General features: G+C 67.7%; 14 protein-coding genes and 3 rRNA genes. 6 read left to right on the top strand and 11 right to left on the bottom strand.

Annotated elements, in window-relative coordinates; translation table 11 throughout:
- Nucleotides 1–66: 66 nt before the first annotated feature.
- On the bottom strand, nucleotides 67–2,067 hold the full coding sequence (locus IW248_RS32265; RefSeq protein ID WP_124823374.1) for a TIGR03960 family B12-binding radical SAM protein: 2,001 nt from the start codon (nucleotides 2,065–2,067) through the stop codon (nucleotides 67–69).
- A gap of 107 nt (nucleotides 2,068–2,174) precedes the next feature.
- Between IW248_RS32265 and IW248_RS33350 the strand changes: the two genes are divergently transcribed.
- Nucleotides 2,175–3,395, top strand: coding sequence for a hypothetical protein (locus tag IW248_RS33350; protein WP_231398140.1), 1,221 nt, complete (start codon nucleotides 2,175–2,177; stop codon nucleotides 3,393–3,395).
- 38 nt (nucleotides 3,396–3,433) lie between these two features.
- Here the strand turns inward: IW248_RS33350 and IW248_RS32255 are convergent, their stop codons facing one another.
- The gene (locus IW248_RS32255; RefSeq protein ID WP_196929901.1) at nucleotides 3,434–4,123 is read right to left on the bottom strand and encodes a lysophospholipid acyltransferase family protein; all 690 of its coding nucleotides are present in this window, start codon (nucleotides 4,121–4,123) and stop codon (nucleotides 3,434–3,436) included.
- A gap of 104 nt (nucleotides 4,124–4,227) precedes the next feature.
- Nucleotides 4,228–7,452, bottom strand: a complete 3,225-nt coding sequence (gene ileS, locus IW248_RS32250; RefSeq protein WP_196929900.1) for an isoleucine--tRNA ligase — start codon at nucleotides 7,450–7,452, stop codon at nucleotides 4,228–4,230.
- 402 nt (nucleotides 7,453–7,854) lie between these two features.
- On the opposite strand from ileS, the gene IW248_RS32245 reads away from it, so the two are divergent.
- Complete coding sequence (locus tag IW248_RS32245) at nucleotides 7,855–8,286, top strand: carboxymuconolactone decarboxylase family protein (RefSeq protein WP_196930457.1); 432 nt, start codon at nucleotides 7,855–7,857, stop codon at nucleotides 8,284–8,286.
- On the top strand, nucleotides 8,283–9,161 hold the full coding sequence (gene sigJ, locus IW248_RS32240; protein ID WP_196929899.1) for an RNA polymerase sigma factor SigJ: 879 nt from the start codon (nucleotides 8,283–8,285) through the stop codon (nucleotides 9,159–9,161). Before IW248_RS32245 ends, sigJ begins: the two co-directional genes overlap by 4 nt.
- A gap of 37 nt (nucleotides 9,162–9,198) precedes the next feature.
- Here sigJ and ndk read toward each other — a convergent pair whose 3' ends face one another.
- The gene (ndk, locus tag IW248_RS32235) at nucleotides 9,199–9,624 is read right to left on the bottom strand and encodes a nucleoside-diphosphate kinase (protein WP_091409968.1); all 426 of its coding nucleotides are present in this window, start codon (nucleotides 9,622–9,624) and stop codon (nucleotides 9,199–9,201) included.
- A gap of 142 nt (nucleotides 9,625–9,766) precedes the next feature.
- On the opposite strand from ndk, the gene IW248_RS32230 reads away from it, so the two are divergent.
- Nucleotides 9,767–11,245, top strand: a complete 1,479-nt coding sequence (locus tag IW248_RS32230) for a VOC family protein (RefSeq protein WP_196929898.1) — start codon at nucleotides 9,767–9,769, stop codon at nucleotides 11,243–11,245.
- Nucleotides 11,246–11,288: 43 nt separating this feature from the next.
- Here the strand turns inward: IW248_RS32230 and IW248_RS32225 are convergent, their stop codons facing one another.
- The 3 genes from IW248_RS32225 to IW248_RS32215 are packed head-to-tail and all read right to left on the bottom strand — an operon-like array spanning nucleotide 11,289 to nucleotide 15,669.
- Complete coding sequence (locus IW248_RS32225; protein WP_124815852.1) at nucleotides 11,289–11,723, bottom strand: DUF4233 domain-containing protein; 435 nt, start codon at nucleotides 11,721–11,723, stop codon at nucleotides 11,289–11,291.
- A complete protein-coding gene (locus IW248_RS32220; protein WP_196929897.1) occupies nucleotides 11,720–13,054 on the bottom strand; it encodes a bifunctional folylpolyglutamate synthase/dihydrofolate synthase in 1,335 nt (444 codons plus the stop codon). The genes IW248_RS32225 and IW248_RS32220 overlap by 4 nt, the downstream gene beginning before the upstream one ends.
- On the bottom strand, nucleotides 13,051–15,669 hold the full coding sequence (locus IW248_RS32215) for a valine--tRNA ligase (RefSeq protein ID WP_196929896.1): 2,619 nt from the start codon (nucleotides 15,667–15,669) through the stop codon (nucleotides 13,051–13,053). Before IW248_RS32215 ends, IW248_RS32220 begins: the two co-directional genes overlap by 4 nt.
- 69 nt (nucleotides 15,670–15,738) lie before the next feature.
- Here IW248_RS32215 and IW248_RS32210 point away from each other — a divergent pair, with 69 nt between their 5' ends.
- Entirely contained in the window at nucleotides 15,739–16,425 is a 687-nt protein-coding gene (locus IW248_RS32210; protein WP_196929895.1) for a hypothetical protein, read from the top strand.
- Nucleotides 16,426–16,527: 102 nt separating this feature from the next.
- Here the strand turns inward: IW248_RS32210 and rrf are convergent.
- The 3 genes from rrf to IW248_RS32195 form a co-directional block, all read right to left on the bottom strand.
- Nucleotides 16,528–16,644 (bottom strand): 5S ribosomal RNA (rrf, locus tag IW248_RS32205).
- 86 nt (nucleotides 16,645–16,730) lie between these two features.
- Nucleotides 16,731–19,842: ribosomal RNA gene (locus tag IW248_RS32200) — 23S ribosomal RNA — on the bottom strand.
- A gap of 389 nt (nucleotides 19,843–20,231) precedes the next feature.
- A 16S ribosomal RNA gene (locus IW248_RS32195) occupies nucleotides 20,232–21,748 on the bottom strand.
- Together the 16S, 23S and 5S rRNA genes form the textbook arrangement of a ribosomal RNA operon.
- A 695-nt stretch (nucleotides 21,749–22,443) precedes the next feature.
- On the opposite strand from IW248_RS32195, the gene IW248_RS32190 reads away from it, so the two are divergent.
- Nucleotides 22,444–22,668: a hypothetical protein gene (locus IW248_RS32190; protein WP_124822675.1), complete on the top strand. Its 225-nt coding sequence runs from the start codon at nucleotides 22,444–22,446 to the stop codon at nucleotides 22,666–22,668.
- Nucleotides 22,669–22,671: 3 nt separating this feature from the next.
- Here IW248_RS32190 and IW248_RS32185 read toward each other — a convergent pair whose 3' ends face one another.
- On the bottom strand, nucleotides 22,672–23,469 hold the full coding sequence (locus IW248_RS32185; protein ID WP_196929894.1) for a carbon-nitrogen hydrolase family protein: 798 nt from the start codon (nucleotides 23,467–23,469) through the stop codon (nucleotides 22,672–22,674).
- Nucleotides 23,470–23,538 lie beyond the last annotated feature (69 nt).

Below are 23,538 nucleotides of genomic sequence, written 5' to 3'. Positions count from 1 at the left end.
ACGCGGACCCGTTGGGCGACATGTCGGATGTGGAGGGTGGTGCGCCGCCAGCCGGCGCTACCCCGGTCAGGGGTGCGAGTGCGAGTGGCCCGACGGGACCTTCATGCCGTTGCCGCCCAGCGGGGTGAGCGGCAGCAACTTCTTGCCGGTGGGGCCGATCTGGATCTCAGTGTCCATCGATGGGCAGACGCCGCAGTCGAAGCAGGGCGTCCACCGGCAGTCGTCCTGCTCGAACCCGCTGACCGAGTCCTGCCAGTCCTGCCAGAGCCAGTCCTTGTCCAGGCCCGAGTCGAGGTGGTCCCAGGGCAGGACCTCCAGCTCGTCGCGCTGACGGGTGGTGAACCAGTCGAGGTCCACCCCGAACGCGGGCAGCGTCTCGGCCGCCGCGTCCACCCAGCGCTGGTACGAGAAGTGCTCGCTCCACCCGTCGAACCGGCCGCCGTTCTCCCAGACCTTGCGGATCACCGAGCCGACCCGGCGGTCACCCCTGGAGAGCAGTCCTTCGATGAGCGACGGCTCGCCGTCGTGGTAGCGGTAGCCGATGGCCCGGCCCAGCGAACGGTCCGCGTTGATGGCCTGCTTGAGGATCTTGAGCCGGTGGTCGATGACCTCAGGACGGTCCATCGAGGCCCACTGGAACGGGGTGTGCGGCTTCGGCACGAACCCTCCGATGGACACCGTGCAACGGATGTCCTTGGAGCCGGTCGCGGCCCGGCCGGCCCTGATCACCTCGTGGGCCATCTCCGCGATCTCGAGGACGTCCTCGTCGGTCTCGGTGGGCAGGCCGCACATGAAGTAGAGCTTCACCTGCCGCCAGCCGTTGGTGTACGCGGTGACGACCGTCCGGATCAGGTCTTCCTTCGTCACCATCTTGTTGATGACCTTGCGGATCCGCTCCGACCCGCCCTCCGGGGCGAAGGTCAGGCCGGTACGCCGCCCGTTGCGGGACAGCTCCTGCGCGAGGTCGATGTTGAAGGCGTCCACCCGGGTCGACGGCAGCGACAGCGAGACGTTCGTGCCCGCGTACTGCTCGGCGAGGCCCGAGCACATGTCGCCGATCTCGGAGTGGTCCGCGGAGGAGAGCGACAGCAGGCCGACCTCGTTGAAGCCGGAGAACTCCAGGCCCTCGCGGACCATCTGAGCGACAGTGGTGATCGACCGCTCCCGCACCGGCCGGGTGATCATCCCGGCCTGGCAGAACCGGCAACCCCGGGTGCAGCCCCGGAAGATCTCCACCGCGTACCGCTCGTGCACCGTCTCGGCCAGCGGAACGAGGGGCTTCTTCGGGTACGGCCAGGCGTCCAGGTCCATCGTCGTGCGCTTGTGCACCCGGAACGGCACGTCCGCCCGGTTCGGCACGACCCGCTGGATCCGGCCGTCCGGCAGGTAGTCGACGTCGTAGAAGCGCGGCACGTAGACGCTCTCGGTGCGGGCCAGCCGCAGCAGCAGCTCGTCACGGCCGCCCGGCGAGCCCTCGGCCTTCCACTCCCGGACGATCGCGGTGATCTCCAGGACCGCCTCCTCGCCGTCGCCGAGCACCGCGGCGTCGATGAAGTCGGCGATCGGCTCCGGGTTGAACGCGGCGTGCCCGCCGGCCACGATCACCGGGTCGGCGTCGGTGCGGTCGGCGGCCAGCATCGGGATGCCGGCCAGGTCGATCGCGGTGAGCATGTTGGTGTAGCCCAGCTCGGTGGAGAAGGAGATGCCGAACACGTCGAACCCGCGCACCGCCCGGTGCGCGTCGACGGTGAACTGCGGCACGCCGTGCGTGCGCATCAGCGTCTCCAGGTCCGGCCAGACCGCGTACGTCCGCTCGGCGAGGGTGTCGGGCAGCTCGTTGAGCACCTCGTAGAGGATCTGCACGCCCTGGTTGGGCAGGCCCACCTCGTACGCGTCGGGATACATCAGCGCCCAGCGCACGGTCGCCGCGTCCCAGTCCTTCGTCACCGCGCCCAACTCGCCCCCGACGTACTGGATGGGCTTGGAGACCTGGGGCAGCAGCGGCTCGAGCTGGGACCAGACGGAATTGGTCGCGGCCGCTCGCGGCGTCGTGGACGGGGCACTCATGATGCCCAAGGGTACGCGTTCGCCCGGCGACTATCGCGCGCACGCCCGATCGGCGGTGGTGGCGGCGCGGTACTAACCTCGGATCGGCGCGAGAGGAGATTGCCGCGATGCCGGAGCCCCAGCCGGAAGCACGGCCGGCCGACGGGAGCACCCCGGGCACGGAGCCGGAGCAGGACCCGGCGGTCGCCGACGAGCCGACCTCCCCACCCGTACCCCCGGACCAGCCGGAACCCTCGGACCAGCCGGACCCCGCCGACCAACCGGAACCCCCGGACCAGCCGGAACCCACCGCCACCGCGGAGGTCCCGGCGCCCAGGTGGAGCGGCTCGGCACCGGTGCCGCCGCCGCTGCCACGCCGGTCCGTCTGGGGCGAGTCGGCCGAGCCGACCCCTCCCCCGCCGGTCCCCGTCGGGCCGCCGGAGCACCAGACGCCTGTCGACCCGTGGGCCGGCGTGGACACCGGTGGCTGGGACCTGCCCTCCGCCGAACTGCCCCCGCTGCCGCCGACGATGTCGTACCCGACGCCGCCGGACACCCGGCAGTGGTCCGGGCCGCCCGCTTCGCCCGCCGGGCCACACCCCGCGCCGCCGCCGGCTGCCCCGAGCGCACCGCGGGCCGTCGGACCCATGGTGCCGGCCCGACCGGTGTCGCCACCCGCGCCGCAGAAGATGCCGAAGGTGCCGAAGCAGCGCCGGGGCCGGCGATCGACAGCGCCACCGCCGACGCCACCGCCCGGTTGGCAGGCCCCCAAGGGGTACGTGCCGGTCCCGGTCCGCCGGCGACGCCGCTGGCCGTGGCTGCTGCTCCTCACGCTGGCCTGCTGCTGTGGCTGCCCCGCCTACTACGGGTTCCCGATCTCGGCCCAGTACCCGGCGCGCGCGGCACTGCCCGTCCAGGTGGACGACCTCAGCCTGCGGCAGGACAACCGCAGCACGGAGACCGCCCAGACGTTGGAGAACGAGGTACGCAAGGAGCACTGGCTGGCCGAGGACACGTTCGCCGGCGTCTACTCAACGACGAGCGGCAAGCTGGTGACCGTCTTCGGGGGCACCGGCTTCCGGCTGAGTCCGGAGTCGGACGCGGAAGCCGAGATCAGTCGGCTCACCGCGCGGTACGCGCTGGACGCTCCGGAGAGCGTGGACACCGGTGTGCGGGGCAGGCACGAACGATGCGCGGTGGGTAGCGCCGACGGCAGTGCCGTGGTGGTCTGCACGTCGGTCGACCACGGCAGCATCGCCACCGGCGTGTTCACCCGGCTCTCGGTGGCCGACAGTGCCGACCTGCTGGCCACCCTGCGCGCCCAGATCGTCCAGCCCGAGCGGGGCTGAGCCGCACCCCGCGCGGTCGGCCCGCGCGGCAGCCGGGGTCAGGCGTCGCCTGTCGAGTCCGAGTGGGCGCGCGGCGGGGCGTAGCGGGCCACGTACTCCTGGCCGGTGAGCTTCTGGATCTCACTCATCAGCTCGTCGGTCATCTGCCGCAGTGAGGTGCGGTCGTCCGGTCGGCCGGTGAAGTCCAACGGCTTGCCGAATCGAACCGTGATCTTGGCAGTGCCCGGCCGGGGCACCCGGGCACCGATCGGCTGCGCCTTGTCCGTGCCGATCATGCCGACCGGAATGATCGGCACGCCGGCCGAGATCGCCAGCCGAGCCGCGCCGGTCCGCCCCCGGTAGAGCTTGCCGTCCGGAGATCGGGTGCCCTCCGGGTAGACCACCACCAGGTCACCGCCCTTGAGCGCCGGGATCGCCGCGTCGAACGCGGACAGCGCCGCCCGGCCGCCGGCCCGCTCGACGGGGATCGCGCCCAGGCCGGTGAGGACGAACTTGGAGAACGCGCCCTTCACGCCGGCGCCCGTGAAGTACTCCGACTTGGCCCAGAACGCCAGGTGCCGGGGCACGACCGTGCCGAGGAACAGCTCGTCGGCCACCGAGAGGTGGTTACCGGCGAAGACCGCGCCACCGGTCTCCGGCACGTGTTCCAGCCCTTCCACGGTCGGGCGGAACGCCAACCGCAGCGCGGGCGCCACGGTCAGCTTGCCGATGGTGTAGAGCAGGGGCACTGGTCCTCCGGCAGATCAGGTGCGAACAGGCGGTGTCACGGTAGCGGACGCCTCCACACCTCCCCGACGGAGGTGGGAGGCGTCCGCAACCGGGCGATGGTCCGTTATACCCGGCGTACGACCACAGTTACCCGCTCACCATCGCCGACCTCGCCAGCGAACCCCTCCAGGCCCTCAACGGCGGAGCCGTCCGGGCCCTCGACAGCGGAGCCGTCCGGACTTTCGGCGAAGTCCACCGAGTCGGCCAGCACCTCCGCGGAGACGAAGTCGACGTACGCGGCCACCGCCGCGCGCACCTCGTCGGACGCCGACACCGACACCACGATCCGGTCCGAGACGTCCAGGTCGGCGTCCCGACGGGCCTGCTGCACCACCCGCACCACGTCGCGGGCCAGCCCCTCGGCGGCCAACTCCGGGGTGACGTCGGTGTCCAACACCACCACGCCCTCGCCGCCGGGCAGCGGCGCGGAGTGCTCGGCGTCGGCGGCGACCAGGCGCAGTTCGTACTCACCCTCGGCGAGGGTGACGCCGGCAGCCACCGGGGCGCCGTCGACCAGCTCCCACTCGCCCGCCTTGACCGCCTTGATCACCTGCTGCACCTGCTTGCCGACCCGCGGGCCGAGCGCCCGGGGCACCACAGTCAACACCTGCTCGCAGTACGCGGACAGCTCCGCGCTGAACTCCACGGTCTTCACGTTGACCTCGTCGGCGACCAGGTCGGCGAACGGCCGCAGCTGCTCCGCGACCGGCGAGGCCACGGTCAGCTTGGACAGCGGCAGTCGCACCCGCAGCCCCTTGGCCTTGCGCAGCGACAGCGCCGCGGAGGCGACCGCCCGCACGTTGTCCATCGCGGCGACCAGGTCGTGGTCGGCTGGGAACTCGCTCGCCTCCGGCCAGTCGGTCAGGTGCACCGAACGCTCCCCGGTCAGGCCACGCCAGATCTCCTCCGCGGTCAGCGGCGCGAGCGGCGCCACCACCCGGCAGAGCGTCTCCAGCACCGTCGACAGCGTGTCGAAGGCGTCGGCGTCGCCGGACCAGAACCGGTCCCGGGACCGGCGCACGTACCAGTTGGTCAGCGCGTCGAGGTAGGACCGGATGGTGCCGCAGGCACCGGAGATGTCGTACGCGTCCATCTGCGCGCCGACCGTCGACACCAGCTCGTTCGTCTTCGCCAGCACGTACCTGTCGAGCAGGGTGCCGGCGGCGGCTTCGCCGTCGCTCGTCGGCTCCGCGTCGGTCTTCCGCTTTGCCTGGTACCCGTCGGCGTTGGCGTAGAGCGTGAAGAAGTACCACACGTTCCACAGCGGCAGCAGCACCTGCCGAACGGCGTCGCGGATGCCCGACTCGGTGACCGCCATGTCCCCACCGCGCAGCACCGGCGAGGACATCAGCATCCACCGCATCGCGTCCGAGCCATACGAGTCGAAGGCGTGGTAGACGTCCGGGTAGTTGCGCAGGCTCTTGGACATCTTGCGCCCGTCCGAGCCGAGCAGGATGCCGTGGCTCAGGCAGTTGCGGAACGCCGGCCTGTCGAACAGCGCGGTGGCCAGCACGTGCATCGTGTAGAACCAGCCGCGGGTCTGCCCGATGTACTCGACGATGAAGTCACCCGGGTAGTGGTGCTCGAACCAGTCCGCGTTCTCGAACGGATAGTGCACCTGGGCGAACGGCATCGACCCGGACTCGAACCAGCAGTCCAGCACCTCCGGCACCCGACGCATCATCGACTGCCCGGTCGGGTCGTCCGGGTTGGGGCGGACCAGGTCGTCCACCGCCGGCCGGTGCAGGTCGGTCAGGCGTACGCCGAAGTCCCGCTCGATGTCGGCCAGCGAGCCGTAGACGTCCAGCCGGGGGTAGTTCGGGTCGTCGGACTTCCACGCCGGGATCGGCGAGCCCCAGAACCGGTTCCGACTGATCGACCAGTCCCGGGCGTTGGCCAGCCACTTGCCGAACGAGCCGTCCTTGATGTGGCCGGGCGTCCAGTTGATCTCCTGGTTCAGCTCGACCATCCGGTCCCGGAACTGGGTCACCGCGACGAACCACGAGGACACCGCCTTGTAGACCAGCGGGGTGTCGCAGCGCCAGCAGTGCGGGTACGAGTGGGTGTAGGTGTCCTGCTTGAGCACCACCCCCCGGTCCTTCAGCTCCCGGATCACCGGCTTGTTGACGTCGAAGACCTGCTCACCCTGGTACGGCGGGACCAGCGCGGTGAACCGGGTGTGGTCGTCGACGGTGACGATGGTGGGGATGCCGGCGGCGTTGCAGACGTTCTGGTCGTCCTCACCGAAGGCCGGGGCCAGGTGGACGATCCCGGTGCCGTCCTCGGTGGTGACGAACTCCGCGCCGAGCACCTGGTAGGCGTTCTCCCCGGCCTGCTCGACGAGGAAGTCGAACAGCGGCGTGTAGCGGCGCCCGACCAGGTCCCGGCCGTACACGGTGCCGACCTGCTCGTAGCCGTCCAGCTCCTTGGCGTACGCGGCCAGCCGCGCCGCGCCCACCAGGTAGCGGTCGCCGTCGCGTTCGAGCACCGCGTACTCGATGTCGGGGCCGACGGCGAGCGCCAGGTTCGACGGCAGGGTCCACGGCGTGGTGGTCCAGACGCCCAGCTTGACCGGCCCGCGCACCAGCTCCGGCGCGGACTCGTCGGCGGTCAGCTCGAACCACACCGACAGGGTGGGGTCGTGCCGGTCCCGGTAGACGTCGTCCATCCGGGTCTCGGTGTTCGACAGCGGGGTCTCGCAGCGCCAGCAGTACGCGAGCACCCGGAAGCCCTCGTAGATCAGACCCTTGTCGTGCAGGGTCTTGAAGGCCCACATGACGCTTTCCATGTAGTCCAGGTCGAGGGTCTTGTAGTCGTTGCTGAAGTCGACCCAGCGGGCCTGCCGGTTGATGTACCGCTCCCAGTCCTGGGTGAACTCCAGCACAGAGGTACGGCACGCCTCGTTGAACCGGGCCACGCCCAGGTCGATGATCTCCGCCTTGCTGGTGATGCCGAGCTGCTTCTCGGCCACCACCTCGGCGGGCAGGCCGTGGCAGTCCCAGCCGAAGCGCCGCTCGACGTGCCGGCCGCGCATGGTCTGGTAGCGCGGCACCACGTCCTTGACGTAACCGGTGAAGAGGTGACCGTAGTGCGGCAGGCCGTTGGCGAAGGGCGGGCCGTCGTAGAAGACGTATTCGTTCTTGCCGTCGTCGCCGGCCGGACGGGCCTCGACCGACGCCTCGAAGGTCTTGTCGGCCGTCCAGTGCTCCAGCACCCGGCGCTCGACCGCGGGCAGGTCCGGGCTCGCCGGCACACCGGCGGCGGTCGGGTCGTGCAACGGGTAGGCCATCGGGGGTCGCTCTCCTCATGCAGCTCACGCAACGTGGTCTGCGAGGACGAGCTTTCCGGGGTACGCCTGGAACGGCGCTCCCGGGTGGCCCGCGGTACCACCCCGCTTGGCGGTCAGGATCGACCGCCCGCTCATTTGCCGGCTGTGACGGGCCGCACCCGTCCGGTTCTACTGGGCCGGTCACCCGGCTGTTCTTCCGGAGGCTCACCGGTGATAGCCGGGTCAAAGCCTTACGGTCCCAAACGATACAAGACCCGCTCCCCCTCCCGCCCGTTCCCCGCCCCTCTCCCCACCCCGGCGGTTTCGGCGACATGAGCGGGGTCACAGACCCGGTTGTCACGATCCACCCCGGCTCAGCCGTCGTACGGGTGTCGGACCGATCGGGAGGTAGTCGTGCAACGGATGAACGCGGCCGAGGTCGCACCGCAGGCGTACAAGGCCGTCATGGGGTTGGAGAAGTACGTCCAGACGAACGTCGACCGCACAGTGCTGGAGCTGGTGAAGCTGCGGGCGTCGATGATCAACGGGTGCGCGTACTGCGTGGACATGCACAGTCGGGACGCGCTCGCCGACGGCGAGTCGAGCCGGCGGCTGTTCGCGGTCGCCGCCTGGCGGGAGGCGCCCTTCTTCGACGAGCGGGAGCGGGCCGCGCTGGCCCTCACCGACGCGGTCACCCGGCTCGGTGAGCACGGGGTGCCGGACGGCGTGTGGGACGACGCCGCGAAGGTCTGGTCGGAGAAGGAACTGGCCGACCTCGTCATCGCGATTGCCACAATCAACGTGTGGAATCGGATCGGGGTGACGATGCGGCTGGAGCCTCCGACCCAGGCGTGACCACCGAGGCGGCAGCAGAGGCGGCCGGTGCGCTCGAGGCGCACCGGCCGATGCTGCTTGGGCTCGCGTACCGCCTGCTCGGCAGCCGGCACGACGCGGAGGACGTGCTCCAGGAGGCGTACCTGCGTTGGGTGGGTGTGGACCGGGCCCGGGTCGAGGAACCGCGCCGGTACCTGTCCCGGGTGGTCACCCGGTTGGCAGTGGACCGGCTGCGCGCCCGGCAGGCGGCCCGCGAGACGTACGTCGGGACGTGGTTGCCCGAACCGGTGCCGACCGCTCCCTCGCCGTTCGGGCCACTGGACCGGGTGGAGCTACGCGACTCGCTCTCCACCGCGTTGCTGCACGTGCTGGAGCGGCTCACCCCGCCGGAGCGAGCGGTGTACGTCCTGCACACGGCCTTCGACGTGCCGTACGCGGAGATCGCCGAGATCCTGGACCGGTCCGCCGCCGACTGCCGCCAGCTGTACCACCGGGCGACCGCGCGGGTACGGCAGGAGCAGCGCCGGTTCACCGCCAGTCGCTTGGAGCGGGAGCGGCTGCTGGACGCGTTCCTCGCGGCCGCCCGCGACGGTGACCTGGCGACGCTCACCGACCTGGTGGCCGCCGACGCCACAGCGTGGAACGACGGTGGCGGTCGGGTGCGGGCCGCCCTCAACCCGGTCACCGGCGCGGACCGGATCGCCAGGTTCTACGCCGGGGTCTACGGCCCGCGTCACCGGACGATCATGGATCCGGTCGAGCTCAACGGAGAACCCGCGATGCTGATCACCCGCGCGGACGGCAGTCGGTACACGCTGACCATCGCCGCGGCCGACGGACGGATCACCGGGATCTACGTGGTCGGCAACCCGGCGAAGGTGCCGGCGATCGACTGAACCCGGGCGTCGTCGGTCGGCCCCTGGGCGGTGGGCGTCAGCCCAGCTCGGGGAACCAGAGCGCGATCTCGCGCTTGGCGCTGTCCGTCGAGTCGGAGGCGTGCACCAGGTTCTCCCGGTTGGACAGCGACAGGTCACCCCGGATGGTGCCAGCGGCGGCCTTGCGCCCGTCGGTGGCGCCGACCAGCCCGCGGACCACGTCGATGACCTGGTCGCCGGAGAGCACCAGGGCGACCAGTGGGCCGCCGGTCATGAAGTCCTTCAGCGGCGGGTAGAACGCCTTGTCGACGTGCTCGGCGTAGTGCTCGTCGGCGAGCGCGGCGTCCATCGTCCGGTGCACCATCGCGTCGATCCGCAGCCCCTTGCGCTCGAAGCGGGAGAGGACCTCGCCGACCAGGCCGCGGCGGACCGCGTCGGGCTTGATCAGAACGAGGCTGCGCTCATCCGGGCTGTTGCTGGACACGCTGGGTTCCTCCTGTACGCACTGAACGCTTGGGATCGGTACGGTCAGCCTAGCGACCCGGTCCCGGCGCCGGCGCGGCGGCCGGTCTTTCCCCCGGTGGCCGATCCGGCCTAGCCTGGCCCTGACCCCCGGGAGGTCCACTGTGGCGAATGGCGGGAACCGACCCATCGCGCCGGTACGCAAGCTGATCGGCACGGTGCTGGGCACCGTGGCCACGTTCATCGTCCTGTTCGGGCTGGGCATGACCAGTTGGGCCATCGTGGCTCTCGGGGTCGCCCTGCTGGTGCTGGCGATCGCGCTGGCGACCGTCCGCGGCGGCGGTCGCACGTGGGTCGTCGGTGTCGGGCACGTGCACAGCGCCTCCGAACCACCCACCCAGTACGCGTTCGGCCGCTGCGAACTGCAACTGGTGATCGATGCCCCTGGTCTGCCGCCGCGGTCCAAGAAGATCATCGAGCCGAGGGTGCCGGTCTCCAAGTGGCCGTCGCTGGGCCAGACCCTGCCGATCCGGGTCGCGTTGGACGACCAGCGGCACGTCAAGGTCCTCTGGGACGAGGTGCCCACCCACGCCGAGACCGCCGCCGCCGTCGCCGATCTCCCGCCCGAGTTCGCCGACGCGGAGGCGATGGACGAACTGCTGATCCAGCAGGACGCGCCACCCTGGGCCGACCGTGCGCCGGACGACGACTTCCGCGACGACTTCCGCGACCCGGTCGGTGACCCGTTCCGGGACCCGCTCGGTGACCCTCTGCGCACCGACCCCCGGCGTGACGACCTCCGGCGTGACGACCTCCGACGTGACGACCCGGTCGTCGTGCCCGAGGAGCGCGAGCCCGTGGTGATGCACCAGAGCCCGGGTGGCCCGATGGTGCTGGAGGGCGTCGTCGTCGAACCGCAGGCCGGTGGGCTGCCCCGACGGGCAACCACTCCCGCGCCGCGCCCGCCCGTCGAGGAGCGCTTCGACGAACCCACCACCGACCGGCCCGACGCTCCGGAGGCGGACGGCCCGACCACCCCGCCCTCCGACGACTTCGTCGACCCGCCCAGCGCGCCGCGCTCGGACCCGCCCAGCGCGCAGCGCTCCGACCCATCGCCCACACAGCGGTCCGGCCCCGGTTTGGTCGACCCGCTGGACCCCCTCGACCTCCCGCTGGACGACCCTGCACCGGCCGGGGCAGCCCGCACGACAGTGACCGACGAGGAACTTGACCGGGCGATCTTCGGGTTCGACGGCGGCTCGGCCGCGCCGATCAGCGGGGTGGGTCTCACCCTGCTGGTCACCGACCTGCCCCGGTCGCTCGGCTTCTACCGCGACGTGCTCGGCTTCAGCGAGGTCGACCAGGGCGCCCACAACGCCGTCCTCGCCTCCGGGGCGACCCGGATCGTCCTGCGCGAGGTGAGCGGGGCAGCGCCCATCAGCCGCCGACTGGTGCACGTCAATCTCGAGGTGAACGACATCGAGGCGGCGTACGAGCGGTTGCGCGAGTCGGGCGTCCGCTTCACGTACGCGCCCCGCGTGGTCAACCGGGGCACCAAGCTGGAGGGATGGGCGGCGGCCTTCCGCGACCCGGACGGCCACGGCGTCGCGCTCACCCAGTGGCGCGAACGCGCCGACGCCTGAACCGGCCCGTTCGCGCCGGGGGTGCCACCGGCCGGGTCAAGCGTCAGCCGAGGATGACGCGGCGAACGTGCAACGCGTACGCCCAGACCAGGGCGAAGATGATGCCCAGCCCGAGCAGCGACCAGTGCAGCAGACCGCCCAGCAACAGCAGGCCCTGGAGCACGGTGCCGGCGTTCCAGGCCCAGGGGCGGCGCATCATGCCGGCGAGCACCACGGCGGCCACTGCCAGTGCCACCACCGCACCGATCGCGGCGCCGCCGAGGTCACCGCCGACCACCCGGATCGGCTGGATCGCCAGCAGGAGCACCAGCGCCTCCAGGCTGAGCGTGCCAGCACCGAGACCGCGTACCGCCCGCTCCGGGTTGCGCAACCCGGAGCGCCTCGGCTGCCCGGTCGTGGGCTCCTCCCCCACCGGCTGCTCGGCCGGCGGGCCGGTCGGGTCCTCGGTGGTGTGCGGGTCCCGCTCCGGGCTGGTCATCGCTTCAGCAGCCTGCGCGCGTCGGCGACCGTCACCACGGAACCCGTGATCAGCACCCCGACGCCGCTCAGCTCACCTGGGACGTCTTCCTCGGCCATCGCCACCGCCAACTCGATGGCGTCCGGCATCTCCTCCGCCGAGGCCACCCGCTCCTCGCCGAAGATCTCGGCGGTCAGCGCGGTGAGTTCGTCCGTCGGCATCGCCCGTGGCGAGCTGTTGCGGGTGACCACCACCTGGTCGACCACCGGCTCCAGCAGCTCCAGCATCGCTTCCGCGTCCTTGTCGGCGAGTACGCCGATCACGGCCACCAGCTTGCTGAACGCGAACTCCTCCTGGAGCGCGGTGACGGTGGCCTTCATGCCGTGCGGGTTGTGCGCACCGTCCAGCAGGATGGTCGGGGCGTTCCGAACCCGCTCCAGCCGGCCCGGGGAGCTGGTCGAGGCGAAGCCCTCCCGGACCGCCTCGATGTCCAGCTGACGTCGGGCCCCCGCACCCAGGAACGCCTCCACGGCGGCGAGCGCCACCGCCGCGTTCTGCGCCTGATGGGCGCCGTGCAGCGGGATGAAGACATCGTCGTACACGCCGCCCAGGCCCTGGAGGGTGAGCACCTGCCCGCCGACTGCGACCGCCCGACCCAGTACGCCGAACTCGCCGCCCTCCCGGGCGATGGTGGCCCCGACCTCGGCGCAGCGTTCGAGGAGGGGACCGGCGGCCTCCTCCTCCTGCGCTGCCGCGATCACGGTGGCGCCCGGGTGGATGATGCCGGCCTTGGCCAACGCGATGTCCTGAAGCGTGTCGCCGAGCCACTCGGTGTGGTCCAGCCCGATCGGGGTGATCACGCAGACCCCGGCCTGGAGAACGTTTGTGGCGTCCTCTGCACCGCCGAGGCCGACCTCGACCACCGCGATGTCGACAGGCGCGTCGGCGAACGTGGCGAACGCCAGCGCGGTGGTCATGTCGAAGTACGTCAGCGGCTCGTCCGACCGCGCGTCGACCAGCTCGGCCAGCGGCTTGATCTCGCGGTACACCGAAGTGAACCGTTCCTCGCTGACCGGCTCCCCGTCCAGGCTGATCCGCTCCCGGACGGTCTCCAGGTGCGGGCTGGTGTACCGCCCGGTGTGCAGTCCGTGCGACCGCAGCAGCGAGTCGATCATCCGCGCGGTGGAGGTCTTGCCGTTGGTGCCGGTCAGGTGGATCGCGGGGTACGCCCGCTGTGGGCTGCCGAGCAGGTCGAGCAGCGACTCGATCCGGTCCAGCTCGAAGACCATGCGGGTGAAGCCGCGGGCGTTCAGCTCGGCTTCGACGGCGGCGAAATCGGTACGGTCGGTCACGAGGGCAGTGTCTCCAGAGCAGCGTCGATCCGGACCAGGTCGGCCTCGGCGGTGGCGAGCCGGTCGCGGATCTTCGCGACCACCGGCTCGGGGGCCTTGCCGATGAAGGCAGGGTTGTCGAGCTTCGCCCGGGCCTGCGCGACCTCCTTCTCGGCGGCTGCGCGGTCCTTCGTCAGCCGGGCCCGCTCGGCGGCCACGTCGATCGACCCCCGGGTGTCCAACGCGACACCGACCGCGCCGGGCATGGCCAGCGTGGCGCTGGCCTGGAAGTCGTCACCGGCCGGATCCAGCCGGACCAGCGAACGGATCAGCGGTTCGTGGGCCGCGATACCCGCGCCGGACAGCCCGTCCAGGCGGGCAGCCACCCGCTGCGTCGGGCGCAGCCCCTGGTCGGAGCGGAACCGCCGGATCTCGGTGACCACCCGCTGCACGCCGACCAGCTCGGCCTCGGCGGCGTCGTCGATCAGCGACCGGTCGGCCACCGGCCAGGCGGCGGCCTGCACCGTCTCGCCGCCGGTCAGCGCGAGCCACAACTCCTCGGTGACGAACGGGATGACCGGGTGCAGCAGCCGCAGCAGCTGGTCGAGCACGTGCCCGAGCACCCGGCGGCTGGCCTCCGCGCGCTCACCGCCCTCAGCGAGCACCGGCTTGCTCAGCTCGACGTACCAGTCGCAGACGTCGTCCCAGGCGAAGTGGTACAGCAGGTCACACACCTTGGCGAACTCGTACGCCTCGAACTGCTCGTCGACCTCGGCGGTGACGTGCGCCAACCGGGACAGGATCCATCGGTCGACGGTGGAGAGCTGCTCGGTGGGAGGCAGGTCGCCAGTGGTGTGCGCGCCGTTCATCAGGGCGAACCGGGTGGCGTTCCAAAGCTTGTTGCAGAAGTTGCGCGAGCCCTGGCACCACTCCTCGCTGACCGGGACGTCCTGGCCGGGGTTCGCGCCCCGCGCCAGGGTGAACCGGGTGGCGTCGGCGCCGTACCTGTCGATCCAGTCCAGCGGGTCGACCACGTTGCCGAACGACTTCGACATCTTCTTGCCGAACTGGTCGCGCACCATGCCGTGCAACGCGACCACGTCGAAGGGCGGCCGGCCGTCCATCGCGTAGAGGCCGAACATCATCATCCGGGCGACCCAGAAGAACAGGATGTCGTACCCGGTGACCAGCACGCTGGTCGGGTAGAACTTCGCCAGGTCCGGGGTCTGCTCGGGCCAGCCCAGCGTGGAGAACGGCCACAGACCGCTGGAGAACCAGGTGTCCAGGACGTCCTCGTCCTGGTGCCAGCCCTCGCCGGTCGGCGGCGCCTCGTCGGGGCCGACGCAGACGATCTCACCCGCCGGGCCGTACCAGACCGGGATGCGGTGCCCCCACCACAGCTGGCGGGAGATGCACCAGTCGTGCATGTTGTCGACCCAGGCGAAGTAGCGCTTGGCCAACTCGGCCGGCTCGATGCGGACCCGACCGTCGCGCACCGCGTCACCCGCGGCCTGGGCCAGCGGGGCGGTGTTGACGAACCACTGCAGCGACAGCCGCGGCTCGACAGTGGTCTTGCAGCGCGAGCAGTGCCCGACCGCGTGCACGTACGGGCGCTTCTCGGCGACGATCAGGCCCTGCTCCCGCAGCGCCGCCACGATCGCGGGCCGCGCCTCGAACCGGTCCAACCCCTCGAACGGGCCGGGCACGGTGATCACACCGCGCTCGTCCATCACGGTGAGCGCGGGCAGGCCGTGCCGCTGGCCGATCTCGAAGTCGTTCGGGTCGTGGGCGGGCGTCACCTTGACCATTCCGGTGCCGAACGACGGGTCGACGTGCGCGTCGGCGACGATCGGGATCCGGCGGCCGGTCAGCGGCAGCTCGACCTCCGTGCCGATCAGGTGCTGGTAGCGCTCGTCGTCGGGGTGCACCGCCACCGCGGTGTCGCCGAGCATCGTCTCGGCGCGGGTGGTGGCCACCACGACCTCGTCGCTGTAGCGGATCGAGATCAGCTCGCCGTCGTCGTCGGTGTGCTCGACCTCGATGTCGGAGAGCGCAGTGAGGCAGCGCGGACACCAGTTGATGATCCGGTTGGCCCGGTAGATGAGGCCGTCGTCGAAGAGCTTCTTGAAGATCGTCTGGACGGCGCGGGTCAGCCCCGCGTCCATCGTGAAGCGCTCGCGGTCCCAGTCGACGGAGTCGCCGAGGCGGCGCATCTGGCCGAGGATGGCGCCACCGGACTCGGCCTTCCACTGCCAGACCCGCTCGACGAACTTCTCCCGGCCGAGATCGTGCCGGGAAAGACCCTCGGCGGCGAGCTGGCGCTCGACCAGGTTCTGGGTGGCGATGCCGGCGTGGTCCATGCCCGGCAGCCACAGCGCCTCGAAGCCCTGCATCCGCTTACGTCGGGTCAACGCGTCCATCAACGTGTGCTCGAACGCGTGGCCCATGTGCAGTGAGCCGGTGACGTTCGGCGGCGGGATGACGATGGTGAAGGGGGGCTTGTCGCTGTCGGCGGAGGCCCGGAAGTGCCCGCCGGCTACCCACTGCTCGTACCGTCGCTGCTCTACCTCACCGGGCTGGTACTGGCCGGCAAGGGTCGGGGCGTCGGGGCGTCGGGCATCCAGTCTCTCGGTCACCGGACAAGTCTACGGAGGGCTTCCGCAGACCTGACGTGCGCCACCTGCCGTTCGCGTACGGTGTCGGCTATGTCCGACGCACATCTCACCGAGCGGTCGCGCGACGGCGGCCGCGAGCCGGTCGAGCTGACCGAAGAGCCGATCCAGCTGAGCACCCGGGACCCCGGAGGCGACCCCGACGAGGGGTCCGCCGGCTGGTCACGCCGCCGCAAGATCGGTTGGACGGCCGCACTGGTGGTCGGCCTCGCCGGCGCCGCGGTGCTCGGTGTCGGTGGGTGGCGGGTAGCACAGCAGAAGGACACCCAACTGACCTCACCCGATCGGGTGGCGGGTCTGACCCGCGACGACAGCGAGCGGGCGAAGAGCACTGCCGACTATCTGCGCAGCGGTCTGGCGGCGAACATCGAACTGGACCGCAGTTTCGGCACGGTCTACCGCGACCCGGCCGACGACAAACGCTCGGTGCTCATCTTCGGGGGCACCACCCTGCTCTGGCAGCCGGAACGGGACCTGGACAGCCTCTTCCGCCTGATGTCGGACGAGACCGGTGCGGTGAACGGCCTGCGGGAGCTGCCCGCGGGCGATCTCGGCGGGGTGCTGAAGTGCGGCAACACCAGCGGCGAGGGCGGGGACTTCGCGGTGTGCGGCTGGGCCGACCACGGCAGCGTGGTCATGGCGATGTTCCCGGGTCGGTCGGTCAGCGACGCGGGCGGCCTGCTGCGCAACCTCCGCGACGGCATGCAGACCCGGGACTGACACGTCGGGTCGTTGATCGACTCGGTGAACCCAAGCCGATCGACAATCCGAGGGAACGCAGAAAAGGCCACCCCCGAAAGGGGTGGCCTTTTCTGAAAGATTGTCCGGCGGCGTCCTACTCTCCCACACCCTCACGAGTGCAGTACCATCGGCGCTGGAGGGCTTAGCTTCCGGGTTCGGAATGTAACCGGGCGTTTCCCCTCCGCCATGACCGCCGTAACTCTATGAACATGTCAAACAACCCCGGGCATAATGTCACGGGTGTTCGCTTGTTCAGAGTTGCACAGTGGACGCGTAGCAGCTTAGTAGTCAAGTCCTCGGCCTATTAGTACCGGTCAACTGAACCCGTTACCGGGCTTACATTTCCGGCCTATCAACCCAGTCGTCTAGCTGGGGGCCTTACCCCACCAAGGTGGGTGGGATACCTCATCTTGAAGCAGGCTTCCCGCTTAGATGCTTTCAGCGGTTATCCCTTCCGAACGTAGCTAACCAGCCGTGCCCTTGGCAGGACAACTGGCACACCAGAGGTTCGTCCGTCCCGGTCCTCTCGTACTAGGGACAGCCCTTCTCAAGTATCCTACGCGCACGGCGGATAGGGACCGAACTGTCTCACGACGTTCTAAACCCAGCTCGCGTACCGCTTTAATGGGCGAACAGCCCAACCCTTGGGACCTGCTACAGCCCCAGGATGCGACGAGCCGACATCGAGGTGCCAAACCATCCCGTCGATATGGACTCTTGGGGAAGATCAGCCTGTTATCCCCGGGGTACCTTTTATCCGTTGAGCGACACCGCTTCCACTCGCAAGTGCCGGATCACTAGTCCCGACTTTCGTCCCTGCTCGACCTGTCAGTCTCACAGTCAAGCTCCCTTGTGTACTTGCACTCAACACCTGATTGCCAACCAGGCTGAGGGAACCTTTGGGCGCCTCCGTTACCTTTTAGGAGGCAACCGCCCCAGTTAAACTACCCACCAGACACTGTCCCTGAACCGGATAACGGTCCGAAGTTAGATACCCAAATCAACCAGAGTGGTATTTCAAGATTGCCTCCACCCATACTGGCGTATGGACTTCACCGGCTCCCACCTATCCTACACAAGCTAATTCGAGTACCAATGTCAAGCTATAGTAAAGGTCCCGGGGTCTTTCCGTCCTGCCGCGCGTAACGAGCATCTTTACTCGTACTGCAATTTCGCCGGGCCTGTGGTTGAGACAGTGGGGAAGTCGTTACGCCATTCGTGCAGGTCGGAACTTACCCGACAAGGAATTTCGCTACCTTAGGATGGTTATAGTTACCACCGCCGTTTACTGGCGCTTAAGTTCTCCGCTTCGCCCCCGAAAGAGCTAACAGGTCCCCTTAACGTTCCAGCACCGGGCAGGCGTCAGTCCATATACATCGAATTACTTCTTCGCATGGACCTGTGTTTTTAGTAAACAGTCGCTTCCCCCTGCTCTCTGCGGCCATACAACGCTCCACCCGCGCGGGGCTTCACGTCTCCGGCCCCCCTTCTCCCTAAGTTACGGGGGCAATTTGCCGAGTTCCTTAACCACAGTTCGCCCGATCGCCTCGGTATTCTCTACCTGACCACCTGTGTCGGTTTGGGGTACGGGCCGCTAAGAACTCGCTAGAGGCTTTTCTCGGCAGCATAGGATCACTGACTTCACCTGAATCGGCTCGGCATCACGTCTCAGCCTATGTGTGTTGCGGATTTGCCTACAACACGGCCTACACGCTTACCCCGGCACAACCACCGGCCGGGCTCAGCTACCTTCCTGCGTCACCCCATCGCTTGACTACTACCCATCAGGTTCCCACGCTCCCTCAGATCAGTCCGAAGACCTCACCAAGTTCGGGCGGTTAGCACAACGAGGTTCATCAGGGACGCTCTTTCGCGGGTACGGGAATATCAACCCGTTGTCCATCGACTACGCCTCTCGGCCTCGCCTTAGGTCCCGACTCACCCAGGGCGGATTAGCCTGGCCCTGGAACCCTTGGTCATCCGGCGGAAGGGTTTCTCACCCTTCTTTCGCTACTCATGCCTGCATTCTCACTCGTGCCGCGTCCACAACTGGGTCACCCCGCTGCTTCACTCGCGGCACGACGCTCCCCTACCCATCCACACACCTGCACAAGGAATCAAGTCCAAGCGAGGTTAAAATGTGAATGCCACAGCTTCGGCGGTGTGCTTGAGCCCCGCTACATTGTCGGCGCGGAACCACTTGACCAGTGAGCTATTACGCACTCTTTAAAGGGTGGCTGCTTCTAAGCCAACCTCCTGGTTGTCTATGCGACCCCACATCCTTTTCCACTTAGCACACGCTTAGGGGCCTTAGCTGGTGATCTGGGCTGTTTCCCTCTCGACTACGAAGCTTATCCCCCGCAGTCTCACTGCCGCGCTCTCACTTACCGGCATTCGGAGTTTGGCTGATTTCGGTAAGCTTGTGGGCCCCCTAGACCATCCAGTGCTCTACCTCCGGCAAGAAACACGCGACGCTGCACCTAAATGCATTTCGGGGAGAACCAGCTATCACGGAGTTTGATTGGCCTTTCACCCCTAACCACAGGTCATCCCCCAATTTTTCAACATTGGTGGGTTCGGCCCTCCACGCGGTCTTACCCGCGCTTCAGCCTGCCCATGGCTAGATCACTCCGCTTCGGGTCTAGGACACGCGACTGAATCGCCCTATTCAGACTCGCTTTCGCTACGGCTCCCCCACACGGGTTAACCTCGCCACATGCCACTAACTCGCAGGCTCATTCTTCAAAAGGCACGCCGTCACCCCGTAAGGCTCCGACGGATTGTAGGCGAACGGTTTCAGGTACTATTTCACTCCCCTCCCGGGGTACTTTTCACCATTCCCTCACGGTACTTGTCCGCTATCGGTCACCAGGAAGTATTTAGGCTTACCAGGTGGTCCTGGCAGATTCACGGCAGATTTCAGGGGTCCGCCGCTACTCGGGAACACCCACAGAAGGTCAGCAACTTTCACCTACCGGACTTTCACCGTCTACGGTCAGCCATTCCAGACTGTTCGACTAGCCACTAACTTTGTAACTTCTCAAACAAGTGTCAGCTTGTTTAGCAGGGTCCCACAACCCCGACCACGCAACCCCTGACAGGTATCACACGCAGCCGGTTTAGCCTCGATCCGCTTTCGCTCGCCACTACTCACGGAATCACTAAATTGTTTTCTCTTCCTACGGGTACTGAGATGTTTCACTTCCCCGCGTTCCCTCCACACACCCTATGTGTTCAGGTGTGGGTGACACCACATGACTGGTGCCAGGTTTCCCCATTCGGACACCCTGGGATCACAGCTTGGTTGACAGCTCCCCCAGGCCTATCGCGGCCTCCCACGTCCTTCATCGGCTCCTGGTGCCAAGGCATTCACCGTTCGCCCTTGACAACTTGACCACAAAGATGCTCGCGTCCACTGTGCAATTCTCAACAAACGACCAACCCACAACCCGATCCGCCCCACACCAAAACCCAGTCCCAAGGGGACCAGCGGTATGTGGGGCCAGGCCATGCCTGGCAGACTTCCAGCCCCCACAACGGGAGGCTGGCCAAGTCTCTGAAACAACAACCAATGGTTGTTCCTTCAGGACCCAACAGGGTGCTCACATTCTCCCCCAGCCGCACCAACAGCAACCGTTCCCACCAACCCGAAAGTTAGGCTGTACTAAGCGCCGCCGGCCGTTGCCAGGGCAAAACTTGCCAGTGTCTCCGCCATCTGAGCACCCCGACCCAACATACGTGGGCCGCGGGCTCCTTGCACCCTTTCAGGTGAAGGTGCTCCTTAGAAAGGAGGTGATCCAGCCGCACCTTCCGGTACGGCTACCTTGTTACGACTTCGTCCCAATCGCCAGCCCCACCTTCGACGGCTCCCTCCCACAAGGGGTTGGGCCACCGGCTTCGGGTGTTGCCGACTTTCGTGACGTGACGGGCGGTGTGTACAAGGCCCGGGAACGTATTCACCGCAGCGTTGCTGATCTGCGATTACTAGCGACTCCGACTTCACGGGGTCGAGTTGCAGACCCCGATCCGAACTGAGACCGGCTTTTTGGGATTCGCTCCACCTCACGGTATCGCAGCCCATTGTACCGGCCATTGTAGCATGCGTGAAGCCCTGGACATAAGGGGCATGATGACTTGACGTCATCCCCACCTTCCTCCGAGTTGACCCCGGCAGTCTTCGATGAGTCCCCGCCATAACGCGCTGGCAACATCGAACGAGGGTTGCGCTCGTTGCGGGACTTAACCCAACATCTCACGACACGAGCTGACGACAGCCATGCACCACCTGTGACCGCCCCCGAAGGACCTCACATCTCTGCGAGTTTTGCGGCCATGTCAAACCCAGGTAAGGTTCTTCGCGTTGCATCGAATTAATCCGCATGCTCCGCCGCTTGTGCGGGCCCCCGTCAATTCCTTTGAGTTTTAGCCTTGCGGCCGTACTCCCCAGGCGGGGCGCTTAATGCGTTAGCTGCGGCACAGGAAACCGGAGAGGTCCCCCACACCTAGCGCCCAACGTTTACAGCGTGGACTACCAGGGTATCTAATCCTGTTCGCTCCCCACGCTTTCGCTCCTCAGCGTCAGTATCGGCCCAGAGACCCGCCTTCGCCACCGGTGTTCCTCCTGATATCTGCGCATTTCACCGCTACACCAGGAATTCCAGTCTCCCCTACCGAACTCTAGCCTGCCCGTATCGACCGCAGGCTTGGAGTTGAGCCCCAAGTTTTCACGGTCGACGCGACAAGCCGCCTACGAGCTCTTTACGCCCAATAAATCCGGACAACGCTCGCACCCTACGTCTTACCGCGGCTGCTGGCACGTAGTTGGCCGGTGCTTCTTCTGCAGGTACCGTCACTCTCGCTTCGTCCCTGCTGAAAGAGGTTTACAACCCGAAGGCCGTCATCCCTCACGCGGCGTCGCTGCATCAGGCTTCCGCCCATTGTGCAATATTCCCCACTGCTGCCTCCCGTAGGAGTCTGGGCCGTGTCTCAGTCCCAGTGTGGCCGGTCGCCCTCTCAGGCCGGCTACCCGTCATCGCCTTGGTAGGCCATCACCCCACCAACAAGCTGATAGGCCGCGAGCCCATCCCAAGCCGAAAAACTTTCCACCACCAGCCATGCGGCCAGAAGTAATATTCGGTATTAGCCCCCGTTTCCGAGGGTTATCCCAAAGCTTGGGGCAGGTTGCTCACGTGTTACTCACCCGTTCGCCGCTCGAGTACCCCGAAGGGCCTTTCCGCTCGACTTGCATGTGTTAAGCACGCCGCCAGCGTTCGTCCTGAGCCAGGATCAAACTCTCCAACAAAAAATTAGTTGAACAGCATCCTGACAACAAACAAATGTTGCCAAAGGAATCCCAACCAGCCAGCAAAAACTGACCAGTCCGGGGTATAAATCATAATTGGCACTGGCTTTACAAGCACCCTGTTGAGTTCTCAAAGAACAACCACACACCGACCAGAAGCCCCACCTCAGTGGAACCCATCTCGGGGCTTTTACCGCTCCGCGCACCGGCGTTTTCAGCGCCAGGCACTTTTACTACGTTACCCGCTCGATTCCGCCGTGTCAAACCGATATTTCGCGGTTCGTCGTGCTTCACCCGACATTGCGGATACTCTTACTTGTTCGACTCCACGATGACGCGCGTCGTTTCCGACGTTCGTTTCTGTCGTGGGAAACCGCAGACCGGCCGATCGCCGCTTCGCGGCTCTCTGCCCGGCTCCTGCCGGCTTCAGAACTCTACCCGGTCGGCTTCGCGTTCGCAACCCCGTTTCCGGGGTGTCCCGCACCGCCCGATCCTCAGTCTCGCTCGGCGTTCCCGCCACGAGCCTGGCGCCCGTTCTCGGCCCGTTTGTCCGGCCTCCCCCGTGCAGAGAGAAAGTTACGCGGACAGCCCGGAGAAGGCAAATCAGGGTTCATCACTGGTTCGGACGAGCCGCCTGCCACGCTCCTCGGTACAGCCGAGGACGCGGGCCACCTCAACGTGCCAGAGTGTCAGGCATGGATGAGTCCGGGCACGGTGCCACGGTGTTCGCCGAGCAGGCGCTGCTCGGCCTCATCGGGCCGTTCTGGCAGGTGGTGATCGGTGCGGTCGTGCTGGTCGTACTCGTGCTCTCGGTCGGACGACTGGCCCGACGGGGCAGGTCCCGGATGACCACGGCGCTGCTGGTCACTGCGGCGGCCATCGCCGGGTTCGCGGTGATCGGCGTCCTGCTGGAGGGCTGAGGCTCAGAGCCGGCGGTTGGCCAGGCTGGGCAGCTCGGCGCGGATCACGTCGAGCCGATCGAGGTCCAGGTCGACGAGGGAGACCCCCGGGCCGTCCGGCACCTGGGCGATGACCGTCCCCCACGGGTCGACCACCATGCTGCGCCCGAAGCAGGTGCGGCCCGGCTCGTGGTCGCCGGTCTGACCGGCCGCCGCCACGAAACACTGGTTCTCGATCGCCCTGGCCCGCAGCAGAACCTCCCAGTGGTCCCGCCCGGTGTGCATCATGAATGCGGCCGGCACCACCAGCAGCTGCGCGCCGCCGTCGGACGCGAGCAACCGGTACAGCTCCGGGAAGCGCAGGTCGTAACAGATCGACAGGCCGACCCGCAGCCCCTCGACGTCGACCACCACCGGTTGCACCCCGGGCGCGACGCTCGCCGACTCCCGGTAGGAGACCCGGCCGGGGATCTCCACGTCGTACAGGTGGATTTTGCGATAGCTCGCGGCCAGGCTGCCGGAACGGTCGAAGACCAGCGACGTGTTCCAGGTGTGGTCCGGGTCCGGGCCGGCCTCGTGGAACGAGCCGGCCACCAACCAGATCCCGAGCCGCCGGGCGACCTCGGCGAAGAAGCTGCCCACCTCCCCGTCGACCGGCTCCGGTTCCGGCAGCCCAGCGGCGGGACCCAGGTAGTCGACGTACTCCGGGAGGACGGCGAGATCCGCGCCGCCGGCGGCGGCGCGCTCCAGTAAGGCCTCCGCGGCCGCCAGATTGGCCTTACGGTCGTCCCGGGCGTTCAGCTGACAGACGGCGACACGCATGAGCAAAGGGTACGGCTGGAGGGCGCTCACGGACAGCGTCACGATTTGGTCAGCCGCCCGGTTGGTCAT

The sequence above is a fragment of the Micromonospora ureilytica genome (assembly GCF_015751765.1).
Classification (GTDB): Bacteria; Actinomycetota; Actinomycetes; order Mycobacteriales; family Micromonosporaceae; genus Micromonospora; species Micromonospora ureilytica.
This window is presented reverse-complemented; position numbering and strand designations above follow the sequence as displayed.